The sequence below is a fragment of the Candidatus Binataceae bacterium genome, from assembly GCA_036495685.1.
In the GTDB taxonomy this organism is placed as follows: Bacteria; Desulfobacterota; Binatia; order Binatales; family Binataceae; genus JAFAHS01.
Genome location: DASXMJ010000132.1, coordinates 1 through 16818 on the forward strand (window position 1 = coordinate 1; position 16818 = coordinate 16818).

Annotated in this window: 13 protein-coding genes and 1 tRNA gene; 5 read left to right on the top strand and 9 right to left on the bottom strand. The window is 60.8% G+C overall.

The window, feature by feature from the left end:
- Positions 1-378: 378 nt before the first annotated feature.
- The 5 genes from VGI36_12940 to VGI36_12960 form a co-directional block, all read right to left on the bottom strand.
- Positions 379-1140, bottom strand: a complete 762-nt coding sequence (locus VGI36_12940) for an SDR family oxidoreductase (protein HEY2486051.1) — start codon at positions 1138-1140, stop codon at positions 379-381.
- 10 nt (positions 1141-1150) lie between these two features.
- Positions 1151-3250, bottom strand: coding sequence for an elongation factor G (gene fusA / locus VGI36_12945; protein ID HEY2486052.1), 2100 nt, complete (start codon positions 3248-3250; stop codon positions 1151-1153).
- Between the two features lie 104 nt (positions 3251-3354).
- Positions 3355-4155 carry a biotin--[acetyl-CoA-carboxylase] ligase gene (locus VGI36_12950; protein ID HEY2486053.1) on the bottom strand — a complete coding sequence of 267 codons (801 nt, stop codon included), beginning with the start codon at positions 4153-4155 and terminating at the stop codon, positions 3355-3357.
- A 26-nt stretch (positions 4156-4181) separates the two neighbouring features.
- Entirely contained in the window at positions 4182-5030 is an 849-nt protein-coding gene (nadC, locus tag VGI36_12955) for a carboxylating nicotinate-nucleotide diphosphorylase (protein ID HEY2486054.1), read from the bottom strand.
- A 71-nt stretch (positions 5031-5101) separates the two neighbouring features.
- Entirely contained in the window at positions 5102-7774 is a 2673-nt protein-coding gene (locus tag VGI36_12960) for a valine--tRNA ligase (protein ID HEY2486055.1), read from the bottom strand.
- Positions 7775-8873: 1099 nt separating this feature from the next.
- On the opposite strand from VGI36_12960, the gene VGI36_12965 reads away from it, so the two are divergent.
- On the top strand, positions 8874-9605 hold the full coding sequence (locus tag VGI36_12965) for a glucose 1-dehydrogenase (protein HEY2486056.1): 732 nt from the start codon (positions 8874-8876) through the stop codon (positions 9603-9605).
- Between the two features lie 234 nt (positions 9606-9839).
- Here the strand turns inward: VGI36_12965 and VGI36_12970 are convergent.
- Positions 9840-9925, bottom strand: a tRNA-Leu gene (locus VGI36_12970).
- A gap of 112 nt (positions 9926-10037) precedes the next feature.
- Between VGI36_12970 and VGI36_12975 the strand changes: the two genes are divergently transcribed.
- Together VGI36_12975 and VGI36_12980 are read left to right on the top strand one after the other, a co-directional pair.
- Entirely contained in the window at positions 10038-10769 is a 732-nt protein-coding gene (locus VGI36_12975) for a class I SAM-dependent methyltransferase (GenBank protein ID HEY2486057.1), read from the top strand.
- A complete protein-coding gene (locus VGI36_12980; protein HEY2486058.1) occupies positions 10766-11617 on the top strand; it encodes a glycosyltransferase in 852 nt (283 codons plus the stop codon). Before VGI36_12975 ends, VGI36_12980 begins: the two co-directional genes overlap by 4 nt.
- Before the next feature lie 78 nt (positions 11618-11695).
- On the opposite strand, the gene VGI36_12985 is transcribed toward VGI36_12980, so the two are convergent.
- Complete coding sequence (locus tag VGI36_12985) at positions 11696-12865, bottom strand: glycosyltransferase family 4 protein (GenBank protein HEY2486059.1); 1170 nt, start codon at positions 12863-12865, stop codon at positions 11696-11698.
- 41 nt (positions 12866-12906) lie between these two features.
- Between VGI36_12985 and VGI36_12990 the strand changes: the two genes are divergently transcribed.
- Positions 12907-14190, top strand: a complete 1284-nt coding sequence (locus tag VGI36_12990) for a zinc-ribbon domain-containing protein (GenBank protein ID HEY2486060.1) — start codon at positions 12907-12909, stop codon at positions 14188-14190.
- 122 nt (positions 14191-14312) lie between these two features.
- Here VGI36_12990 and gcvH read toward each other — a convergent pair whose 3' ends face one another.
- Positions 14313-14702 (bottom strand): glycine cleavage system protein GcvH, encoded by a 390-nt coding sequence (gene gcvH / locus VGI36_12995; GenBank protein ID HEY2486061.1) that lies wholly within the window; start codon positions 14700-14702, stop codon positions 14313-14315.
- Positions 14703-14972: 270 nt separating this feature from the next.
- On the opposite strand from gcvH, the gene ald reads away from it, so the two are divergent.
- Complete coding sequence (gene ald, locus VGI36_13000; protein HEY2486062.1) at positions 14973-16076, top strand: alanine dehydrogenase; 1104 nt, start codon at positions 14973-14975, stop codon at positions 16074-16076.
- A gap of 166 nt (positions 16077-16242) precedes the next feature.
- Here the strand turns inward: ald and VGI36_13005 are convergent.
- Positions 16243-16818, bottom strand: a 576-nt coding sequence (locus tag VGI36_13005) for a hypothetical protein (protein ID HEY2486063.1), incomplete at its 5' end; no start/stop codon positions are given.

Genomic DNA, 16818 nt, shown 5'->3' on the forward strand with positions numbered 1-16818 from the left:
CGTCAGCGCCTCATCAACGCCAGGATGGCCGACACGAGCAGGCTCAGAATGATGCAGGTAGCCAAGGGAAAATAGAAGCTCGTATTACCCCGTCGAATATAGATATCCCCTGGAAGCCTGCCGAGATACGGTACTCGTCCCAGGGCCCACAACAACGCGCCCGCTGCGATGAGCAGAAAACCCAGAACAACAAGTCCTTTCCCAAGCGGCGCCATCGGAAAAACCGCCGTTCCAATTGTATAAGACCGCGCCCTTCCGCAACACGGTCTGACACCGGAGGCTGGGCCCGGCTCAACGCCATCGGGACTAGGAGGAGTTCCGCTGGGTTTGCGCCATCCTGGGATCTAGAGGGGCTATCGCTTTGCTCCGCTCAGCCAGCTAGCGCGCGAGGTAGCCGCCGTCTACCAGCAGCGGGCAGCCCGTCACGAATGATGACTCGTCCGAGGACAGAAACAGGATTGCGTTGGCTATCTCCTCGGGCTGAGCGTTGCGTCCGATGGGTTCCGACGCGACCGCCGCACGCCAAAACTGCGCGGTCTCTTGCGGCGTCGCGCGCTTGACGATGTTAGTTTCGACGTTTCCTGGACATACGCAGTTGACTCTGATCCCGTCGGCTGCATAGCGACTCGCCAGTGACTTGGTGAGCTGCAGAGCGCCGGCCTTGGTAACGTTGTAGGCAAACGTACTGGCGCCGTCCATTTCCTGTCCGATAAATGACGAGATCGAGGCCAGGTTCACTATCGAGCCGCGTTTGCGGACCAGCATGTGGGGGATCACATGCTTGCAGCACAGGAACATGCTCTTAAGGTTGATGTCCATTAGGCGATCCCACTCCGCCACGGTCATCTCGGTGATGTCCTTAAGAAAGTGGATGCCGGCGTTGTTGACGAGAATGTCGATTTGCCCGAATGCCGATACGGTCTCGGCCGCCAGCGCAATCGAGGTCTGCTCGCGAGAGACATCGCCGACTACGCCTCTGCAGCTGCTAGCGCCGATCGGCGAGGTCACCCGCTCAAGCCCTGCTGCGTCGACGTCGTTAAGAACCAGCCGGGCACCCTCACGTGCAAACAGCGTGGCGGTGGCGCGTCCAATCCCGCTGGCGGCGCCGGTCACGACCGCGACTTTGTCCCGCAGCCGCATGCCCCCTCACCTAGTGGACCTGTTGCTTGCTCGCTTCACGGGCAGCAGCCGACTCCTTGATGATCTTTTCCGCAACCGGAGGAGGCGCCTCTTCGTAGTGCGAGAAATGCTGCTCGAAGGAACCGCGCCCCGAGGTAATCGAGCGGAGGTCGGGCGCGTATTTGAGCACTTCGGACATCGGCACCATCGCTTTGATGATCTGACCATGGCCCTTGGTGTCCATCCCCAGTACCTTACCGCGTCGTGAATTCAAGTCGCCGATCACGTCGCCCATGCACTCGTCGGGGCAGGAAACTTCCAGCGCCACCATAGGCTCAAGGATGATCGGCTTGGCTTTTTCCAGCGCAGCCTTGAAGCCCATCGACGCGGCGATCTGAAAGGCCATGTCAGACGAATCGACCTCGTGATAGCTGCCGTCAAAGACCGTTACTTTGACGTCGAGGAGCGGATAGCCCGCGAGAAATCCGTCCACCAGCGTGTTACGAACGCCCTTCTCCACCGAGGGGATGAACTGACGAGGGATCGACCCGCCAACAACCTTGTCCTCGAACTCGAACCCTTTTCCGCGCGCGAGCGGTTCGATTTTGAGCCAGCAGTCGCCGTACTGACCGCGACCCCCCGATTGACGCTTGTACTTTCCCTGGGCCTCGGCGCGCCCTTTGATGGTTTCCTTGTAGGGAACCTTGGGCGACTGAAGTTCAACTTCTACATTAAATTTACGCTTCAGCTTTTCGACCGTGACCTCAATGTGCATCTGGCCGGTCCCCGACAGGATGATCTCATGGGTCTGCGCGTCGCGATGCATCTCCAGCGCGGTATCTTCCTCCACCAGCTTGTGCAGGGCGGCCGATGCTTTCTCTTCGTCGCCCTTCGATTTGGGACGAATGGCGAAGGAAATTACCGGCGCGGGATGGACCGGAGGGTCAAACAGGACCGGTGCCTTCTCATCGCACAGGGTGTCGCCGGTAGTGGTGTCTTTTAGCTTGGCCACCGCGACAATCTCACCGGGTAAGGCGGAGGTCAGCGGAGATTGCTTTTTACCTTCCAGCCGCAACAGTTGACCGAAGCGCTCCTTTGACTCGCGGGTCGCATTGAAGACCGTCGCGTCGCTTTGTGCGCGTCCCGACACCACCCGAAAGATCGAGAGCTTTCCCGCAAAGGGATCGATCACGGTTTTGAATACCAGCGCGGAAAAGGGCGCGCTCGGATCTGCCGCGCGCTCCTGCTGCTCGCCGTTGGTAGGATGCTGCGCCTTTTGGCCAGGGCGTTCATTGGGGGACGGTAAGAGCGTGGTGATCGCATCCAGCAGAGGTGCGATACCGACATTCTTGGTGCCGGAGCCACAAAACACCGGGGTCAGCTTGCCCGCGGCGACCGCGGCATGGAGTGCGTGCCGCACTTTCTCGTCAGGAAGAGTGCCCTTGTCGAGATATTCTTCGAGAAGCTCGTCGTCGGTCTCCGCGACTGACTCCAACAAGGCGTTGCGAGCCCGCTCGGCGGGTTCCTTGAGGTTCGGCGGAACCTCCTCTTCGCGGGACTTGCCGGTATTGTCAGCGTATAACAGGGCCTTCATCGCGAGCACGTCGACAACGCCGCTTAGTTGGGCCTCTTCGCCGATAGGCAAGGTAAGGACGACGGGCTTGGCCTCCAGGTGGGATTCCAGATCTTTCAAGGCCGCAGCAAAGCTGGTGCGCTCGCGATCGAGCCGCGAGACAAACGCGAGCCGGGGTATACCCGCTTCGCTCAGCATGGTCCAAATCTTTTCGGACTCCACCTTAATGTCGGCGCCTGGCGACACCAGCAAAACCGCCCCATCCACCGCCTTTAGGGTGTTGAACGTCTCGGGAAGGAAAGCGCTGTATCCCGGCGTATTGGCAAGGATTACTTCGGTGCGCTTCCAGTTGAGGTGATGAAAGGAGGAACTGATGGTTACTTTTCGCTGCAGTTCCTCAGGCTCGAAATCCATAACCCCGCTGCCATCGTCGGGACGTCCCAGCCGGGTAGTTGCACCCGCCGTGAACAGCATCGCCTCGGCCAGCTGGCTTTTTCCGGCGCCGCCTTGCCCGACCAGCGCGATGGTTCGCAGGCGTCCGATTTCCTCAACAGCCATATGGGACTACCTCTCCAAAAGAAATTCCGTCCGAACCGTCGCGCACTCACAGCCGCGACGAGCTTGCGGACCTGGCTCATCATCACATCGTTCATCCGGCCGAGTCAGTCGTACGTGCCCTCGAGACTGACGTCACCCGCTAAAATTCTGCGCATGACGTTTCCCACATCGAGGAGCAGCGCGCCCTCGGCATCGATTCCGCGCACCACGCCGGACTCGCGCCGAGGGCCATCAACCACCGTCACCCGCCTCCCGGTCAAGGCCGAAAAGCGTTCCCACTCGGGGCGGACGGCAGCGAAGCCGCGCGTCACGATTTCCATATAGCGATAGTCGAGCAGGGTGAAAAGCGAATTCGCAATGGCGATTCGGTCACACGGATGGCCCACCGCAATGCGTAGTGAGGTTGCCTTATCGCGCAGCTCCGGAGGAATGTCGCCCTCGGCGAGATTCACGTTGATCCCGATTCCCAGCAACACACAGTCGAGTTTCTGGCCGGAGTTGGTGAGTGCCTCCGCGATGATGCCGCCGCATTTGCGTCCCTTGAGCCACACATCGTTGGGCCATTTGAGGGACACTAGCCCGTGAGCCTCGCGCTCCAGCGCCTGCGCCGCGGCGACCCCGGCCATGAGGCTAAGCCGAGGAACCTCGGGGAGCGCGATCGCGGGACGCAGGATGGTCGTAGCGTAGAGATTCACCCCCGCAGGCGAATGCCACGACCGACCCAACCTGCCGCGTCCCGCCGTCTGCAGCTCCGCAATGACAACCGTGCCCTGCGCGGCGCCGTCGGCCGCGAACGCACGAGCGGTCTGCTGAGTGGAATCGAGTTCCTCGAAGTAATGGATCCGACATCCAATTCGGCCCGGCTCTCCGTTTTCGAGCGACTGATATGGGTTGGCGGAACTCATCGGAATCCGCGGCAGAAGCCGCACAGTCAGGCGTCTTCGATTCTCATGCTGAGATCCATCGCACGCGCCGAATGGGTTAGCGCTCCCACCGAAATCAAATCGACCCCGGCCTCGGCGATCGACCTGACAGTCTCGAGGGTCACGTTGCCGGACACTTCCAGCCTGATCCCGGCCCCCGCCTTGCTCCGCGCGCGGCGGATTTCATCGACCGTCATGTTGTCCAGGAGGATCGCATCGGCGCTTGCTCTGCACGCCTCCTCCACCTGCTCGAGCGTCTCGCACTCGACCTCAACCAGGAGGGTGTGCGGAGCAAATCTGCGCGCGCGGTCGATTGCCCGGGTTATCGAACCCGCGGCAGCAATATGGTTGTCCTTGATCAAAATTCCGCTGTCGAGTCCGAAGCGGTGATTATGCCCGCCGCCGGTCCGTACCGCGTATTTCTCTAGGGCGCGCAGGCCTGGATGGGTCTTGCGCGTATCGATGATCTTCGCAGCGGTGCCTGCCACCGCCTCAACGAACTTATTGGTCAGAGTTGCTACTCCGGAGAGCAGTTGAACGAAATTCAGCGCGACGCGCTCGCCGGTCAGCAAACCGGCGAGTTCGCCCGCGTACTCTCCAACTACCATGCGGGACTTAACCCGGGACCCTTCCTCCGCGACCCTTATCACTTGGGGTTGCGAGTCGGTCATCGCGAACACGCGCGCGAAGATGAACCCGCCGGCGAAGATCATCTCGGGCTCCTTGACAATTATTCGTGCCCGTCCGCGTTTCCCGCTGGGAACCGTCGCCTGAGTGGTGAGATCTCCGTGACCAACGTCCTCGGCCAGGGCGCGTTCGATTGCGCTGTCGAGCTCAGTGAAGCTTACAAGTTCCATGAGATACCGGTCTGGGCGATGCGCCCGCTAAGCCCTAGAGCGGTTGCCGCAATAAGCGCAAGGCGCCGGGTCTATTCGGAGGCCCTTTCGAATTGTCGCACCTGTTCGCTTAGCAGGCGAGATTGGCTTTCCAGTTCCGCAGCCCTCTCGCGAATCTGGTCCTGCATTTCCGGCGCGGCCTTCGCCTGGAACTCCGGATTGTTCAACCGAGCCAGATGCTGGCGGTGATGCGCGACGACTTCGTCAAGCTTCTTCCGGGCGACCCCAAGCGCCTTTGCAAAATCGAACCCATCGGGAGCTAGCACCGCAATTTCACCCCATGGTAGTACGGCCGGTACCGCGCCCCGAGGCAGGGTTTCATTCGACGAGACTAACTCCACACTCTCGGCCTTCGCCATCGTGAGCGCATAGGGTTTCCAGATCGCAAATTCCGCGCTCAGGTTGACGTTGGCTGCGGCCCGGATGACTACGCGCACGCGCTGCCCCGGATGATAGCCGAGCAGCGAGCGCAGCGAGTTGATCGCTTCGGTCGCGGCGATGCAATGATCCATCGCTGCGGTCTCGGCGGCGCTCATCCATGACTCCGAGAACGCATCCGGAAATTTCGCGACCGCCAAATGCTGGCTTAAGTTTTTCTCCGCCAGGTAAGGTCGCAGCACCTGCCAGATCTCTTCGCTGATGAATGGCATGAAGGGATGCAGCACACGGAGCATCCGATCGAAGCAGGTCACGAGCACCCAGCGAGCCTGCGCCTGCCGCTCGCCGCCCGCTTTGAGGGGCTCTTTTGACAGCTCGATGTACCAGTCACAGAACTCATGCCAGATGAAGGTATAGACCGCCATCGCTGCAAGGTTGAACTCGTATGCGTCGACGGCGCGCGTAACTTCGCGGACCGTCGCGTCGAGGCGCCCAAGAATCCAACGTTCCGCCAAACCGAGTTGTGCGCGGCCGGGTGATGGTAGCGGCCGTGGCGCCCCATCGAGGTTCATCATCGCGAAGCGCGCGGCGTTCCAGACCTTGTTGGCGAAGGCGCGCGCCGCGGCAAAACGCTCGTGAGAAAGGGTTACGTCCCCTTTTTGACTGGCGAGCTGCGCCAGGGTCAGGCGTACCGCATCGGTGCCGTACTGGTTCATCAAGTCCAGGGGGTCGACCACGTTGCCCTTGGACTTGGTCATCTTCTTGCCGTACTCGTCACGTACCAGCGTGGTTATGTACACGTCGCGGAACGGCACGTCGTCCATAAATTCGAGACCCAACATCATCATCCGCGCGACCCAGAAGAAAATGATGTCGAAACCGGTTATCAGCAGGCTGGTGGGGTAGTACTTGCGCAGCTCGGGCGTTTCATCGGGCCACCCGAGGGTCGAGAAGGGCCACAACCCCGAGCTGAACCAGGTGTCGAGAACATCTTCGTCCTGAACCAGGTCGGTCCCGCCGCATTCCTCGCATTTTTGTGGGCGCTCCGGCGCAACGGTCAGATGGTTACAGCGGTCGCAACGAAAAGCGGGAATCCGATGGCCCCACCACAGTTGGCGCGAGATGCACCAGTCGTGGATGTTTTCCATCCATTCAAAGAAGTCCTTCCTGTACCGCTCGGGGTAGAAGGTAGTGCGCCCGTCGCGGACCGCCGCCATGGCCCGTTGAGCCATCTCGCTCACGCGCACGAACCACTGCTCGGACAGAAGCGGTTCCACGACCGTATCGCAGCGCGAGCAGGTACCGACGCTGCTGCGGTGCGGCTCGGTCTTTTCGAGCAACCCCTGCGCGCGCAGGTCTGCGACGATCTGCGTACGCGCCACTTCTCGCTGGAGACCGTTGTATACGCCTGCGTTCTCGTTCATCCGGCCCTGCGTGTCCATGACGGAAATCTGCTCGAGGTCATGCCGCCTACCGATTTCGAAATCATTGAAGTCGTGTCCCGGCGTGACCTTGACCGCCCCGGTGCCGAACTTAGGATCCACCGCCGCGTCGGCGATGACTTTGATTTCGCGTCCGATCAAGGGCAGGCGCAGTGTCTTGCCGACCATCGATTGGTAGCGCTCGTCGCCAGGACTAACCGCGACCGCGGTATCGCCCAGCATCGTCTCGGGACGCGTCGTCGCAACCGTAATCGACCCGCCGCCATCTGCAAACGGATAGCGGATAAACCACAAGCTCGATTGGACTTCCTTGTGGTCGACCTCGAGATCGGACAGCGCACTCTCGCAGCGCGGGCACCAATTGATGAGCTTGCGGTCGCGGTAGATCAGACCGCGTTTGAAAAGCTCCACGAAGACCTTGCTCACCGCCCGCGAGAGACCCGCATCGAGGGTGAAGCGCTCGCGGCTCCAATCGCAGGAGGCGCCCAGGCGGCGGAGCTGCTGGAGAATTCGCCCGCCTTTCTCCTCTCGCCACTGCCACACGCGATCGAGAAATTTGTCGCGGCCAAGTTGATGGCGATTTCTGCCGTCCTTGGCCAGATCTTTTTCGACTGCGTTCTGGGTGGCGATGCCCGCGTGGTCGGTGCCGGGCAACCACAGCGTGTTGTAACCCTGCATCCGGCGCATGCGCACGATCACATCGTGAAGGGTCGCGTTCAGCGCGTGACCCAGATGCAGCTGCCCGGTGACGTTGGGTGGCGGAATGACCATCGAAAAAATTGGTCCCTCGCGTTGCGGATCCGCTTTGAAGTAGCCGAGATCAATCCAGGTCTGAAACCATCGCTCCTCGGCTGCCTTTGGGTCGTATGTCTTTCCCAGCTCCATCGCGCTCGGTCCCTAGTCACTCACAAGTCATAAAAAAGGGCGTCTGTCGCCCTCTGCGAAATCATATTGGCGGCGCGAATATCCCTCAAGCAGCCTGTATAAGCGACGAATTCAACTTGGTCGAGTGCAACAGAATCCGGCTTGTAAAGTTGCCCTGCTTGGTAATATGGTGCCGCAAAGCCTGATTCTCTGGGACAGGCCGCAGACCTTTCGGAGGGGAAGCTTCATGCGAGGATTAATCCAAAGACTGGGTATCGCGGCGGTCTGGGGGACTCTCGTGATCGCGGGAGCAGTGGCCGGCTGCAGCTCGATGAGTTCCAATCACGTCGATTGCAACGTCGTCAAACTTCAGCAGCAAGCCGGGCGCTCAGACTCTGAAATCGCCTCCGCTCTGGGTGCTAGCGTCAGCGACGTCGCCACTTGCCATGGTCCGGAAAAGTCTGGCAATGCGAGTTCTTCCGGCGGACCCGGACCCTATTAAGCCGCTGGTTTCGAATTTCGTCGCACTTGGCGAAGAATTCGAACTCGAATCGTTTTAAGCCTGGAGCCGCTAGTTCGCCCCCTTCCCGTTCTGGGAAGGGGCCGCAGCGTCGGATTGATTTGCACGCTCCCGCTCTTTTCCAGTTTGGTCATATCGTCAACCTGGCCGCATCCGCGCGTAGCGGAGTGCAGTGCTGTCGAAATGTCACCAAGGCTAGGGTTGCTTTAGGACCTCATCGTCACGCCGAGATGGACAAAGGCTTAGCTCTCCGGATGTAATCGCGTTCGGCGATTGCCAGGATTACAACTGATTCCGGCCCGCCCGCAGCCTGTCGAATCTCGGTGCACCTTGAAGGCTTCGCCTTGGATAACGATCGGATGACCCTAGACGTACTGAGAATCACTCGACTAAAGAATCGATCAATCAGCTCAAAGGCTCCATCGGAATAGGCAGAGGGGGAAAGCTGGGAGATTCGATGACACGTTTGCGTTCAGGCAATCGACCGAGGATCACTTGCGACCAGGTCGGTATGCTCGTCAAGTACGCGACGATGGTTCGAAGCTGCTAGCATCGCTAAGTACCTTCGAAATACTCGTAGGACTAGGGTGGGAGATAGCGATGGGCACGCTTGATGGAAAAGTCGCAATCATCACGGGAGCCGCGCGCGGTCAGGGCGCCACAGAGGCACGGCTATTCGTCGCGGAAGGCGCGCGCGTAATGTTGACCGACGTATTACCGCAGGGCGACGCCGTCGCGAAAGCACTCGGCGACCTCGCGGCTTTTGCAAAGCAAGATGTGGGAAGTGCGGCGGACTGGGAGCGCATCGTCAAATCGACAACCCAGCGCTTTGGCCGACTGGATATCCTGGTCAACAATGCCGCCATCTACAGGATGCGATCGCTGCTCGACACGACCGATGAAGAACTCGACGAGATCACGCGCGTTAACCAGCGCGGACCCCTCTTGGGGATGCGTACGGTGGCGCCCGCAATGCGTGCGGGAGGCGGAGGATCGATCATCAATATCTCGTCGGGCGCGGGACTGAGGGGCGTTCGTAACATGATTGCTTACTCCACGACCAAATGGGCGGTACGCGGAATGACAAAGTGCGCTGCGCTCGAGCTTGCGCCCTATCGCATTCGCGTGAACTCGGTGCATCCGGGCATTATCGAAACTCCAATGCTGGAGGAGAATCCGGCCGCACTGAACCAGGCGATGGTGCGTGCAACTCCGATCGGGCGCATCGGACAGCCAGAAGACATTGCACGGATGGTGCTTTATCTGGCGTCAGACGCGGCCGGCTTCATCACCGGCGCGGAGTTCTCGGTCGACGGCGGCGGAGCGGTCTAGGCCCCATCTTTCAGAAATCGCGACCGCTGCCGACAGATCAAGCCGCCAGCGATTGCTGAGCTGATTCGGCGGCTTTTTGCACCGGGATGGCTTCGTTAGCTGCGGGCGAGTCTTAATTCGTGGAATTCGGCGCGCTCGGAAAGGCAGGAAAGTCCCGGAAATTCCAATAAATAATGGTCGATCCGTGGTCTTCAGGAAAGATGGCTTAAGTGAGTGAGCTATCCAGCTTGGGGTTGGTGCGAGAGGGGGGACTTGAACCCCCACGAAGTTGCCTTCACAAGGTCCTGAGCCTTGCGCGTCTGCCATTCCGCCACTCTCGCGCGCGTCGGAGTCTTTAGCATTTACCCGGCATCAATTGCTGATTCAAGCCGTGACCCGCACCGGGACGCTGACTTGTGATGAGTCGCGCGGTCCCGCACAATTTCGGGTGCGATGAGCGAAAGAGTCAGCGGGGCCATCGATTTGGCGCCGGCTTCGCGTGCCGATTCGCTCGCGCTCGATCTGAGCGCCGGCGATGGGCTTTCGACGCGAATCTTGAGGCAGCGCGGGTGGCGCGTGATCCCGACCGAACGCAAGGTTTCGCGGCCGGGCTGGGTTGCCGCCGACCTGATAAGCGACCTGCCCTTTCGCAGCGAGAGCTTCGACCTGGTACTGCTGCTCGAGGTGATAGAACACCTCCCCGACATTCCGCATTCGCTGCGGGAAATCGCACGCGTGCTCAAGCCCGGCGGCACTGCGATCGTTACGACCCCCAACCGGCTGAATGTGGTCTCGCGCATTCATTACTTGCTGACCGGCTTCTACCGGGGACGAAGGGCTCCGCTGCCTCATCGTTATCGGGTCGAAGATGGTCGTAACTGGCATGTGATGGGCCTCAATGATTTTCACTGGATGGCGCGCGGCTATGGACTCAAACTGGTTGCGCTGGGAAAAAGCCGCCGAAAACTCCGCGCGTATGTATTCCTTCCCCTACTCTTTCCGTTTATCGTTGCGCGTTCGTGGTTACTTTATGGAAGCGGCGACCGGGATCCCGAGCAGAAACGGCTTAATCGCGACTTGTTTCGCTTCATGACGAGTCCGAGCCTACTGATGGATGAAAATATCCTGATGCGATTCGTGAAAACCTCCGACAGCGCGCCCCGCGCGCCGTGCAAATGCGCGTGACTCTCACAATTGTCATTGCGACCTACAACCGCGCCGACCAGCTCGCCCGATTGTTGGCCAGTCTCGGCGGCCAGATGCGTGACGGCGATGAGCTGATGATCGCGGAGAACGGAACCCCGCAGCCGGTCAAAGTTCCTCCGAACGCCCCGCCGCTGAAGCATCTTCACGAGCCACGCGGCGGAAAATGCCGAAGCCAAAATCGAGCTATTGCAGAGTCGCACGGCGAGGTAGTGGTTCTGCTTGATGACGACCTTACAGTTCAGGCGGGTTATCTTGACGCGGTCGAGCGATTTTTCACTCAGAATCCAGAGTTCGCCGCGATGGCCGGACGGATCCTGCCCGCGGAAGATCCGGAGGCAAAGGTCGGCGCCAACTGGATATATCTGGATCTGCCCATCTTTGATCGCGGCGACCGGGTAGTCGAAGTGCCGGGCGCCCTTGGAGCCAATATGGCCTTCCGTCGCACGGCTCTCGATGCAGTTGGGCTCTTCGATGAACGTCTGGGACCCGGCGCGGCTGGACACGAAGAAGAAACCGAAATGTCTCAGCGCTTGCGGCGCAAGGGACTACGTATTGGCTACGCGCCCGAGGCAGTGGTCTACCACGAGGTCGATCCACGGCGCGCCGATCGCGACCGGTTCATAAGAATTTCGCGCGAGCGAGGCCGCTGCCGGATGCTCCATGAAACGCACTCGGCCCTCGAAGTGATCATGAAAAATGCGATCGCTTGGACGCGGCTCAGCATGGCGCGTTCGCTACACGCGAGTCTGCCACGAATCGCCCGGGAAGAGCGGCGGCTAGCAGTGGCCCACGGTATGTTCGACGGCCTCGGTCTCCAACCCAAATAATCTGCAGATGTCAGGTATCCCGCTGCTTGGCATTCCTTGGAGACAGGTTAGATCTGCGCCTGCCCTGGATTGCGGTTATTAACTCACCGAATCAATGAAGCGATTCAACTCGAGTTCGTGCTTTTCCCAGGTAAACCGGCTGGCGGCAGCACGCGCGATCGGTCGCAGGTCGTTCGCCGTGCGGAGCAGGCGTTCAAGCTTGGATGCGATCTCAGCGGGATCGGCGGGATTAGCGACCACATAGTCGCGCAACTCCTCGGGCAGCAGTTCGGCGACACCGCACTGCGCACTGAGCAGTGCAGGCCGGCCGCAGGCCATTGCCTCCAATGCCACGTTGCCAAAGGGCTCGAACAGCGACGGGAGCGCCAGCACGTCGCCGGCCTTGAAGAACTCGGCGACCGCCGGCTGCGCGCCGGCGAAGATCACCCGTTCTGCGATTCCCCGCCGTTGAGTGCGGCGCTGAAATGATGTTGCAGCCCTATCGTTTCCTATGACCATTAAATAGGGCGTGCTTTTCACTTTTGCCACCGCGTCGATCAGAAATCCGAGCCCTTTGCGCGCAAACCCGTTGCCCACAAACAGCACCAGCGCGGCATCAGCCGGGATGCGGGATTGCGCACGAATCCGATTTCGCGCCCCAGAATCCGACTCCGGGTGGAACAGCTGCAGATCCACACCATTGTAAATGGTGGTCACCCTCGCTGCGGGAAGCCTGAATTGCTCGATCAGGTCGCGTCGCACCAGCTCCGAAACGGCTAGTGCCGCTCTTAGCTTGGACGAGGTGAAGCCGAGGCGCTCGACAATGATCTGAGCTCGATGATATGGCGCCAGCCGCATGCGCAGCGCGCTGACCTCTCCGCGCCACCGCGCGACCGCTCGCAGATAGCTGACATGCGCGCTCCCTCCAGATCGCAACACATCGGCGCTGGTGACACGCGCGAAGCTCAGAACCAGATCAGTCCCGTGGCGTCTTGCCAGGGGCGCGGCGGCAACTGCAAACCGTAGGAATGCCAGCGTGCGCGGTAGCGGGACGGTGCCGACACGATGAACGGTCAGTGCTGTGGTTTCGGCGCGAATCTGGTCGGCATAGACCGCGACCTGGTGGCCCCCCCGGCGCAGACACTCGGCCGTGAGAATCAGGTCGCGTTCGGTCCCTCCGCCCTTGGGGTCAAAGCGGCGCGCGAGCAGAGCTATTCGCATTCCGGTCGCGCGTTCGCCGGCCGCGCCGAGGCATCGTGCGGGAGGCATTTTCCTGTGCTATTTTTTTGCTGGGGTTGTGAGGTGGGGAAATGATCGAAATTCAGTGTACCAGCTGCAATACCCGCTACCGGATCGATGAGCGAGTCCTTCCGGAAGAGACACCGACCTTCAAGTGTTCGCGCTGCGGTCATGTCTTCAAAGCTGAGCCCCTCCCCGCGCGCCCACGAAAACCTGCCGCGCCCCGCGTTGCGGAGAAGCCCCAAGCTCCCCCCGCTCCTGGAGCCGAGGAACCGTCGCCTCCGCCACCGGTCCAATCGAAACCCGCTCCGGAAGGGGCGCCCCCCGGTCCGCAAACCGACGAGCCACCTTCGGCGGCCCCGAGCACAGACGCTTCCGAGGAGAATCCTCTTGACCGAACTTTCTCGCGCGAACGATCCGGGGAACTCGACTCGGGAGAAAACCTGACCTTCGACTTCGCCAACGAACCCAACCCCGGCGAGCACGGCACGTCTGAGGACCCCGGCGTTGAGCATCATCATTCCGAGGATCGCTGGGAGGTGGGCGAAGCTCCCGAGGAGCCTGAAGCCGCCAGCGACCCCGCGCCAAAGGAAATGCCCGCTCGACCCAAACCGTCCGAGCCTCCAGCCCACAAGCCCATCTTCACGACGCCGCCGCGCCACGAAGCTCCGCGTCCGCGGGAATTTCGCGCGCGCGAATTCACGATTCCGGACGAGGGGATGGAAGATTCCCTCCGGCGCCGAGCGAGGCCTAAAGACTTCATCTCCGAAGAACTCGCGGACCTCGCCGCCCCCAGGCCGACGCATTCCTCGGGGTGGTTCCTCGGACTGTTCATGGTGGTCGCGGTGCTGTTTGGCGTCGCGAGTCTGGCCATTCACATTCAACCAGGACCGGTCGCGCGACTTCTCAGCCAGCTTCCGCAGGTCGGAGCCAATTTTGAGCGTCCGATGGTGCCGGCGATGCTGGTTGCGTTGCACGACGTGCACGCAGACTACCAGCAAATCAAAGGCGGACAGACCGCGCTGCTGATAACCGGGACGGCAGAAAACGTCGGCGCCAGTCCTCTCCACGGCGTGTTGTTGGCGGTCGATTTGTTGGACGCTGGCGGAAAACAGCTGGCCAGCAACGCCGCGTTCTGCGGCAACGGACTTTCGGCCGCGATGGTGGGGGAAATGACTCCGCGCGAAATAGAATTCCTGCAGCGGCTCGACCCGCAGAAAAACTTCGCGGTCGATCCCTCCAAGACCGCGCCGTTCCTGCTCGTCTTCATCGATCCGCCGCCGAAAATCACGAACCTGAGAATCGAAGTGGCGAAGGCGGTTGCAGTCCAGAATGCGCCAACCCCTCGCTCTTAGCAGGGTGTCGCACCACGACCGACTCTCGATCTGGTCACTGTCCGGGCCAAACCCTTGGCTAAACTATGACTGCCGTGTCCGCGTTCTCGGCCCGCGCAGCACAGTGCCGAGGGACACCCCGATCATTCCTGTTCGCGCGCGACCATTTCGGCGTACTCGTCGCTTTCCATCAGGTCGTCGAGATCGCTGGCATCATTCATCTTCACCTTAATCAGCCAGCCATCGCCGTAGGGATCTTCGTTCACCACCTCGGGAGACTCCGGCAGGTCTTCGTTCACTTCGACCACGGTGCCGCTCACCGGAGCGTAGATGTCGGACACCGCCTTGACCGACTCGATCACACCGAACGGATCATCCTTGCTGACCTTCTCGCCGACTGCTGGAAGTTCGATATAAACGATCTCGCCTAGCTGCCCCTGCGCGTGATCGGTAATGCCAACGGTTGCGACTGAATCCTCCGCCGCCACCCATTCGTGCTCCTTTGAATACTTGAGCCCCTGTGGGATCTCCATGACTCCTCCGCGAATCTCGTTCGCAATCCGCCGTAAGGTTTGCGATCGGGATCATGCTCATCAAGCGCGGAAGCCAATCGTCTTGTCAAGTTCCAAATGGTGCTGCAAAGGATACCCGGCGATGTGGAATTCTCTTGACTGACACGCGATGATAACCCTCGACGAACCGCCGTTTGATACGCTCCCCCTCCGGCGATCGTTGTAGCGCCGTACCATCCAGATAATTCGCGCCGGGTCGCATGGTCACCATCAACCTGCGGAGAAATTCGGATGCTCATCGGAGTTCCCACTGAAATCAAGGCCGACGAACGACGCGTATCGCTGACCCCGTCCGGCGCTGCCGCCTTCCGCACTCATGGCCATAGAGTGATCGTCCAAAGTCGCGCCGGGGTAGGCAGCGGATTTACCGACCGCGAGTATCGCGAGGCGGGCGCACTGATCGTGCGTGCGCCGAGCGAGGTCTGGGGACGCGCGGATATGGTGCTGAAGGTCAAGGAACCGCAGCGCACCGAGTTTCGCTACCTCCAGCCCGGGAAAATTCTCTTCACCTACCTCCACCTCGCGCCCGACAAGCGACTCGCGCATGAACTGGTGAAACGACACGTGAGCGCGCTTGGGTACGAGACCATCCAGCTCGAAGACGGCAGCCTTCCACTGCTCGCGCCCATGAGCGAAGTGGCCGGGCGGCTCGCTATCCAGGCGGGCTCATGGTGTTTGCAATCGCGCAGCGGAGGCCGCGGCGTTCTGCTGAGCGGAGCACCCGGCGTGCGTCCCGGAAAGGTCGTAGTAGTGGGAGGCGGCATCGCCGGGCTCAATGCCTGCCGGGTGGCGGCGGGCATCGGGGCCGAAGTGACTATTCTGGATGTCAATCCGTCGCGGCTACGGTATCTGAGCGACTTGCTGGGAGTACATGCGACTACGGTGATGTCGAACCGCGCGACTCTGGAGGAGGAGGTACGCCAGGCCGATCTCGTTATCGGCGCGGTGCTGGTCGCTGGGGCGCGTACGCCCCGACTGCTTTCGGCCGCGCTGGTCGCCAGAATGAAACCAGGAGCGGCGATCGTCGACCTTTCTATCGATCAGGGCGGCGTCTCCGAAACCTCGCGGCCAACCACCCACGGAAGACCGACCTTCGTGCGTAGCGGAGTAGTTCATTACTGCGTGACCAACATGCCGGCGATGGTGCCGCACACCTCTACGTCCGCTCTCACCAACGCGACCCTGTCATACGCGCTGGAGGTCGCCGATCGGGGTCTGCTTGAGGCTTGCCGGACCAATCGGGCAATCGGGTGGGGTCTGAATACGCAGGGCGGACACGTGGTGCACCCGGCCGTCGCGCAGGCGCTAAGAATGAAGGCGCACTCACCCTGGTGAGTCGCGATACGGGCCACCGGTCTAACCCTGCATCGCGAATAATCAGGTTGGTGAGAAATCCAATCTGTCGCGCGAGCAAACGACCGCTCGAATCAGTAAATCGAAAGGTGGGACCCAGCCGTCCAGGGGTCCGCGCCAAGTCGCCGGCGCAAGGCTCCTCGCCGTTCTAGTACAGTCCGGCTTTGCCCATCCCCTGGTTGTAACGCTGTTGGCCGGACTTGAGCTGTCCGTAGGTTCCGGTCTCGAAATGTTTCGAATCCGCCACGAAGGTCAAATGTCGATGCAGGTCTGCGACCGACTGCTCCACACCTACCTCCGCAATTTCCTGCGCGTGGATCCAGCGGCCTTCCTTCTGCACGAAATTTACCAGGTTTTTGAGGCTCTGCGCGAAACCCTTCTGCGTCTTTGAATATTTTGAAGTCCACACCACCTGTTTGGTCGTCATGTCCATGAACTTGAGGGAGAAGGTCACCGCTGCCGGCTTCGCATCCGAGTCGTCGATGCCGACGCGTTCCTCGTACCGTTCGACGGTACCGAAGAGAACCCCGTCGGCGGCAACCAGACGACCCAGCGCGAACGCGTTGGTCTCGAGGTCCGCGGGAGTCGAGGGTGGCAGATTCTGCAAGGCTTGGGTCACGTCGTCGAGCGGAACGACCTGCCAGCCGCCGGCCAGAGGCGCCTGACTGTACAATTCGGCCGTTATCGCATCGGTGGCTCCCTGAGCCAACGGCGCACCTTGCTG

What these genes read in the sequence shown, in the direction of transcription:
- VGI36_12940 (HEY2486051.1), bottom strand. Translation starts at nt 1,140, where the DNA reads ATGCGGCTGCGGGACAAAGTCGCGGTCGTGACCGGCGCCGCCAGCGGG.
- fusA (HEY2486052.1), bottom strand. Translation starts at nt 3,250, where the DNA reads ATGGCTGTTGAGGAAATCGGACGCCTGCGAACCATCGCGCTGGTCGGG.
- VGI36_12950 (HEY2486053.1), bottom strand. Translation starts at nt 4,155, where the DNA reads ATGAGTTCCGCCAACCCATATCAGTCGCTCGAAAACGGAGAGCCGGGC.
- nadC (HEY2486054.1), bottom strand. Translation starts at nt 5,030, where the DNA reads ATGGAACTTGTAAGCTTCACTGAGCTCGACAGCGCAATCGAACGCGCC.
- VGI36_12960 (HEY2486055.1), bottom strand. Translation starts at nt 7,774, where the DNA reads ATGGAGCTGGGAAAGACATACGACCCAAAGGCAGCCGAGGAGCGATGG.
- VGI36_12965 (HEY2486056.1), top strand. Translation starts at nt 8,874, where the DNA reads ATGGGCACGCTTGATGGAAAAGTCGCAATCATCACGGGAGCCGCGCGC.
- VGI36_12975 (HEY2486057.1), top strand. Translation starts at nt 10,038, where the DNA reads ATGAGCGAAAGAGTCAGCGGGGCCATCGATTTGGCGCCGGCTTCGCGT.
- VGI36_12985 (HEY2486059.1), bottom strand. Translation starts at nt 12,865, where the DNA reads ATGCCTCCCGCACGATGCCTCGGCGCGGCCGGCGAACGCGCGACCGGA.
- VGI36_12990 (HEY2486060.1), top strand. Translation starts at nt 12,907, where the DNA reads ATGATCGAAATTCAGTGTACCAGCTGCAATACCCGCTACCGGATCGAT.
- gcvH (HEY2486061.1), bottom strand. Translation starts at nt 14,702, where the DNA reads ATGGAGATCCCACAGGGGCTCAAGTATTCAAAGGAGCACGAATGGGTG.
- ald (HEY2486062.1), top strand. Translation starts at nt 14,973, where the DNA reads ATGCTCATCGGAGTTCCCACTGAAATCAAGGCCGACGAACGACGCGTA.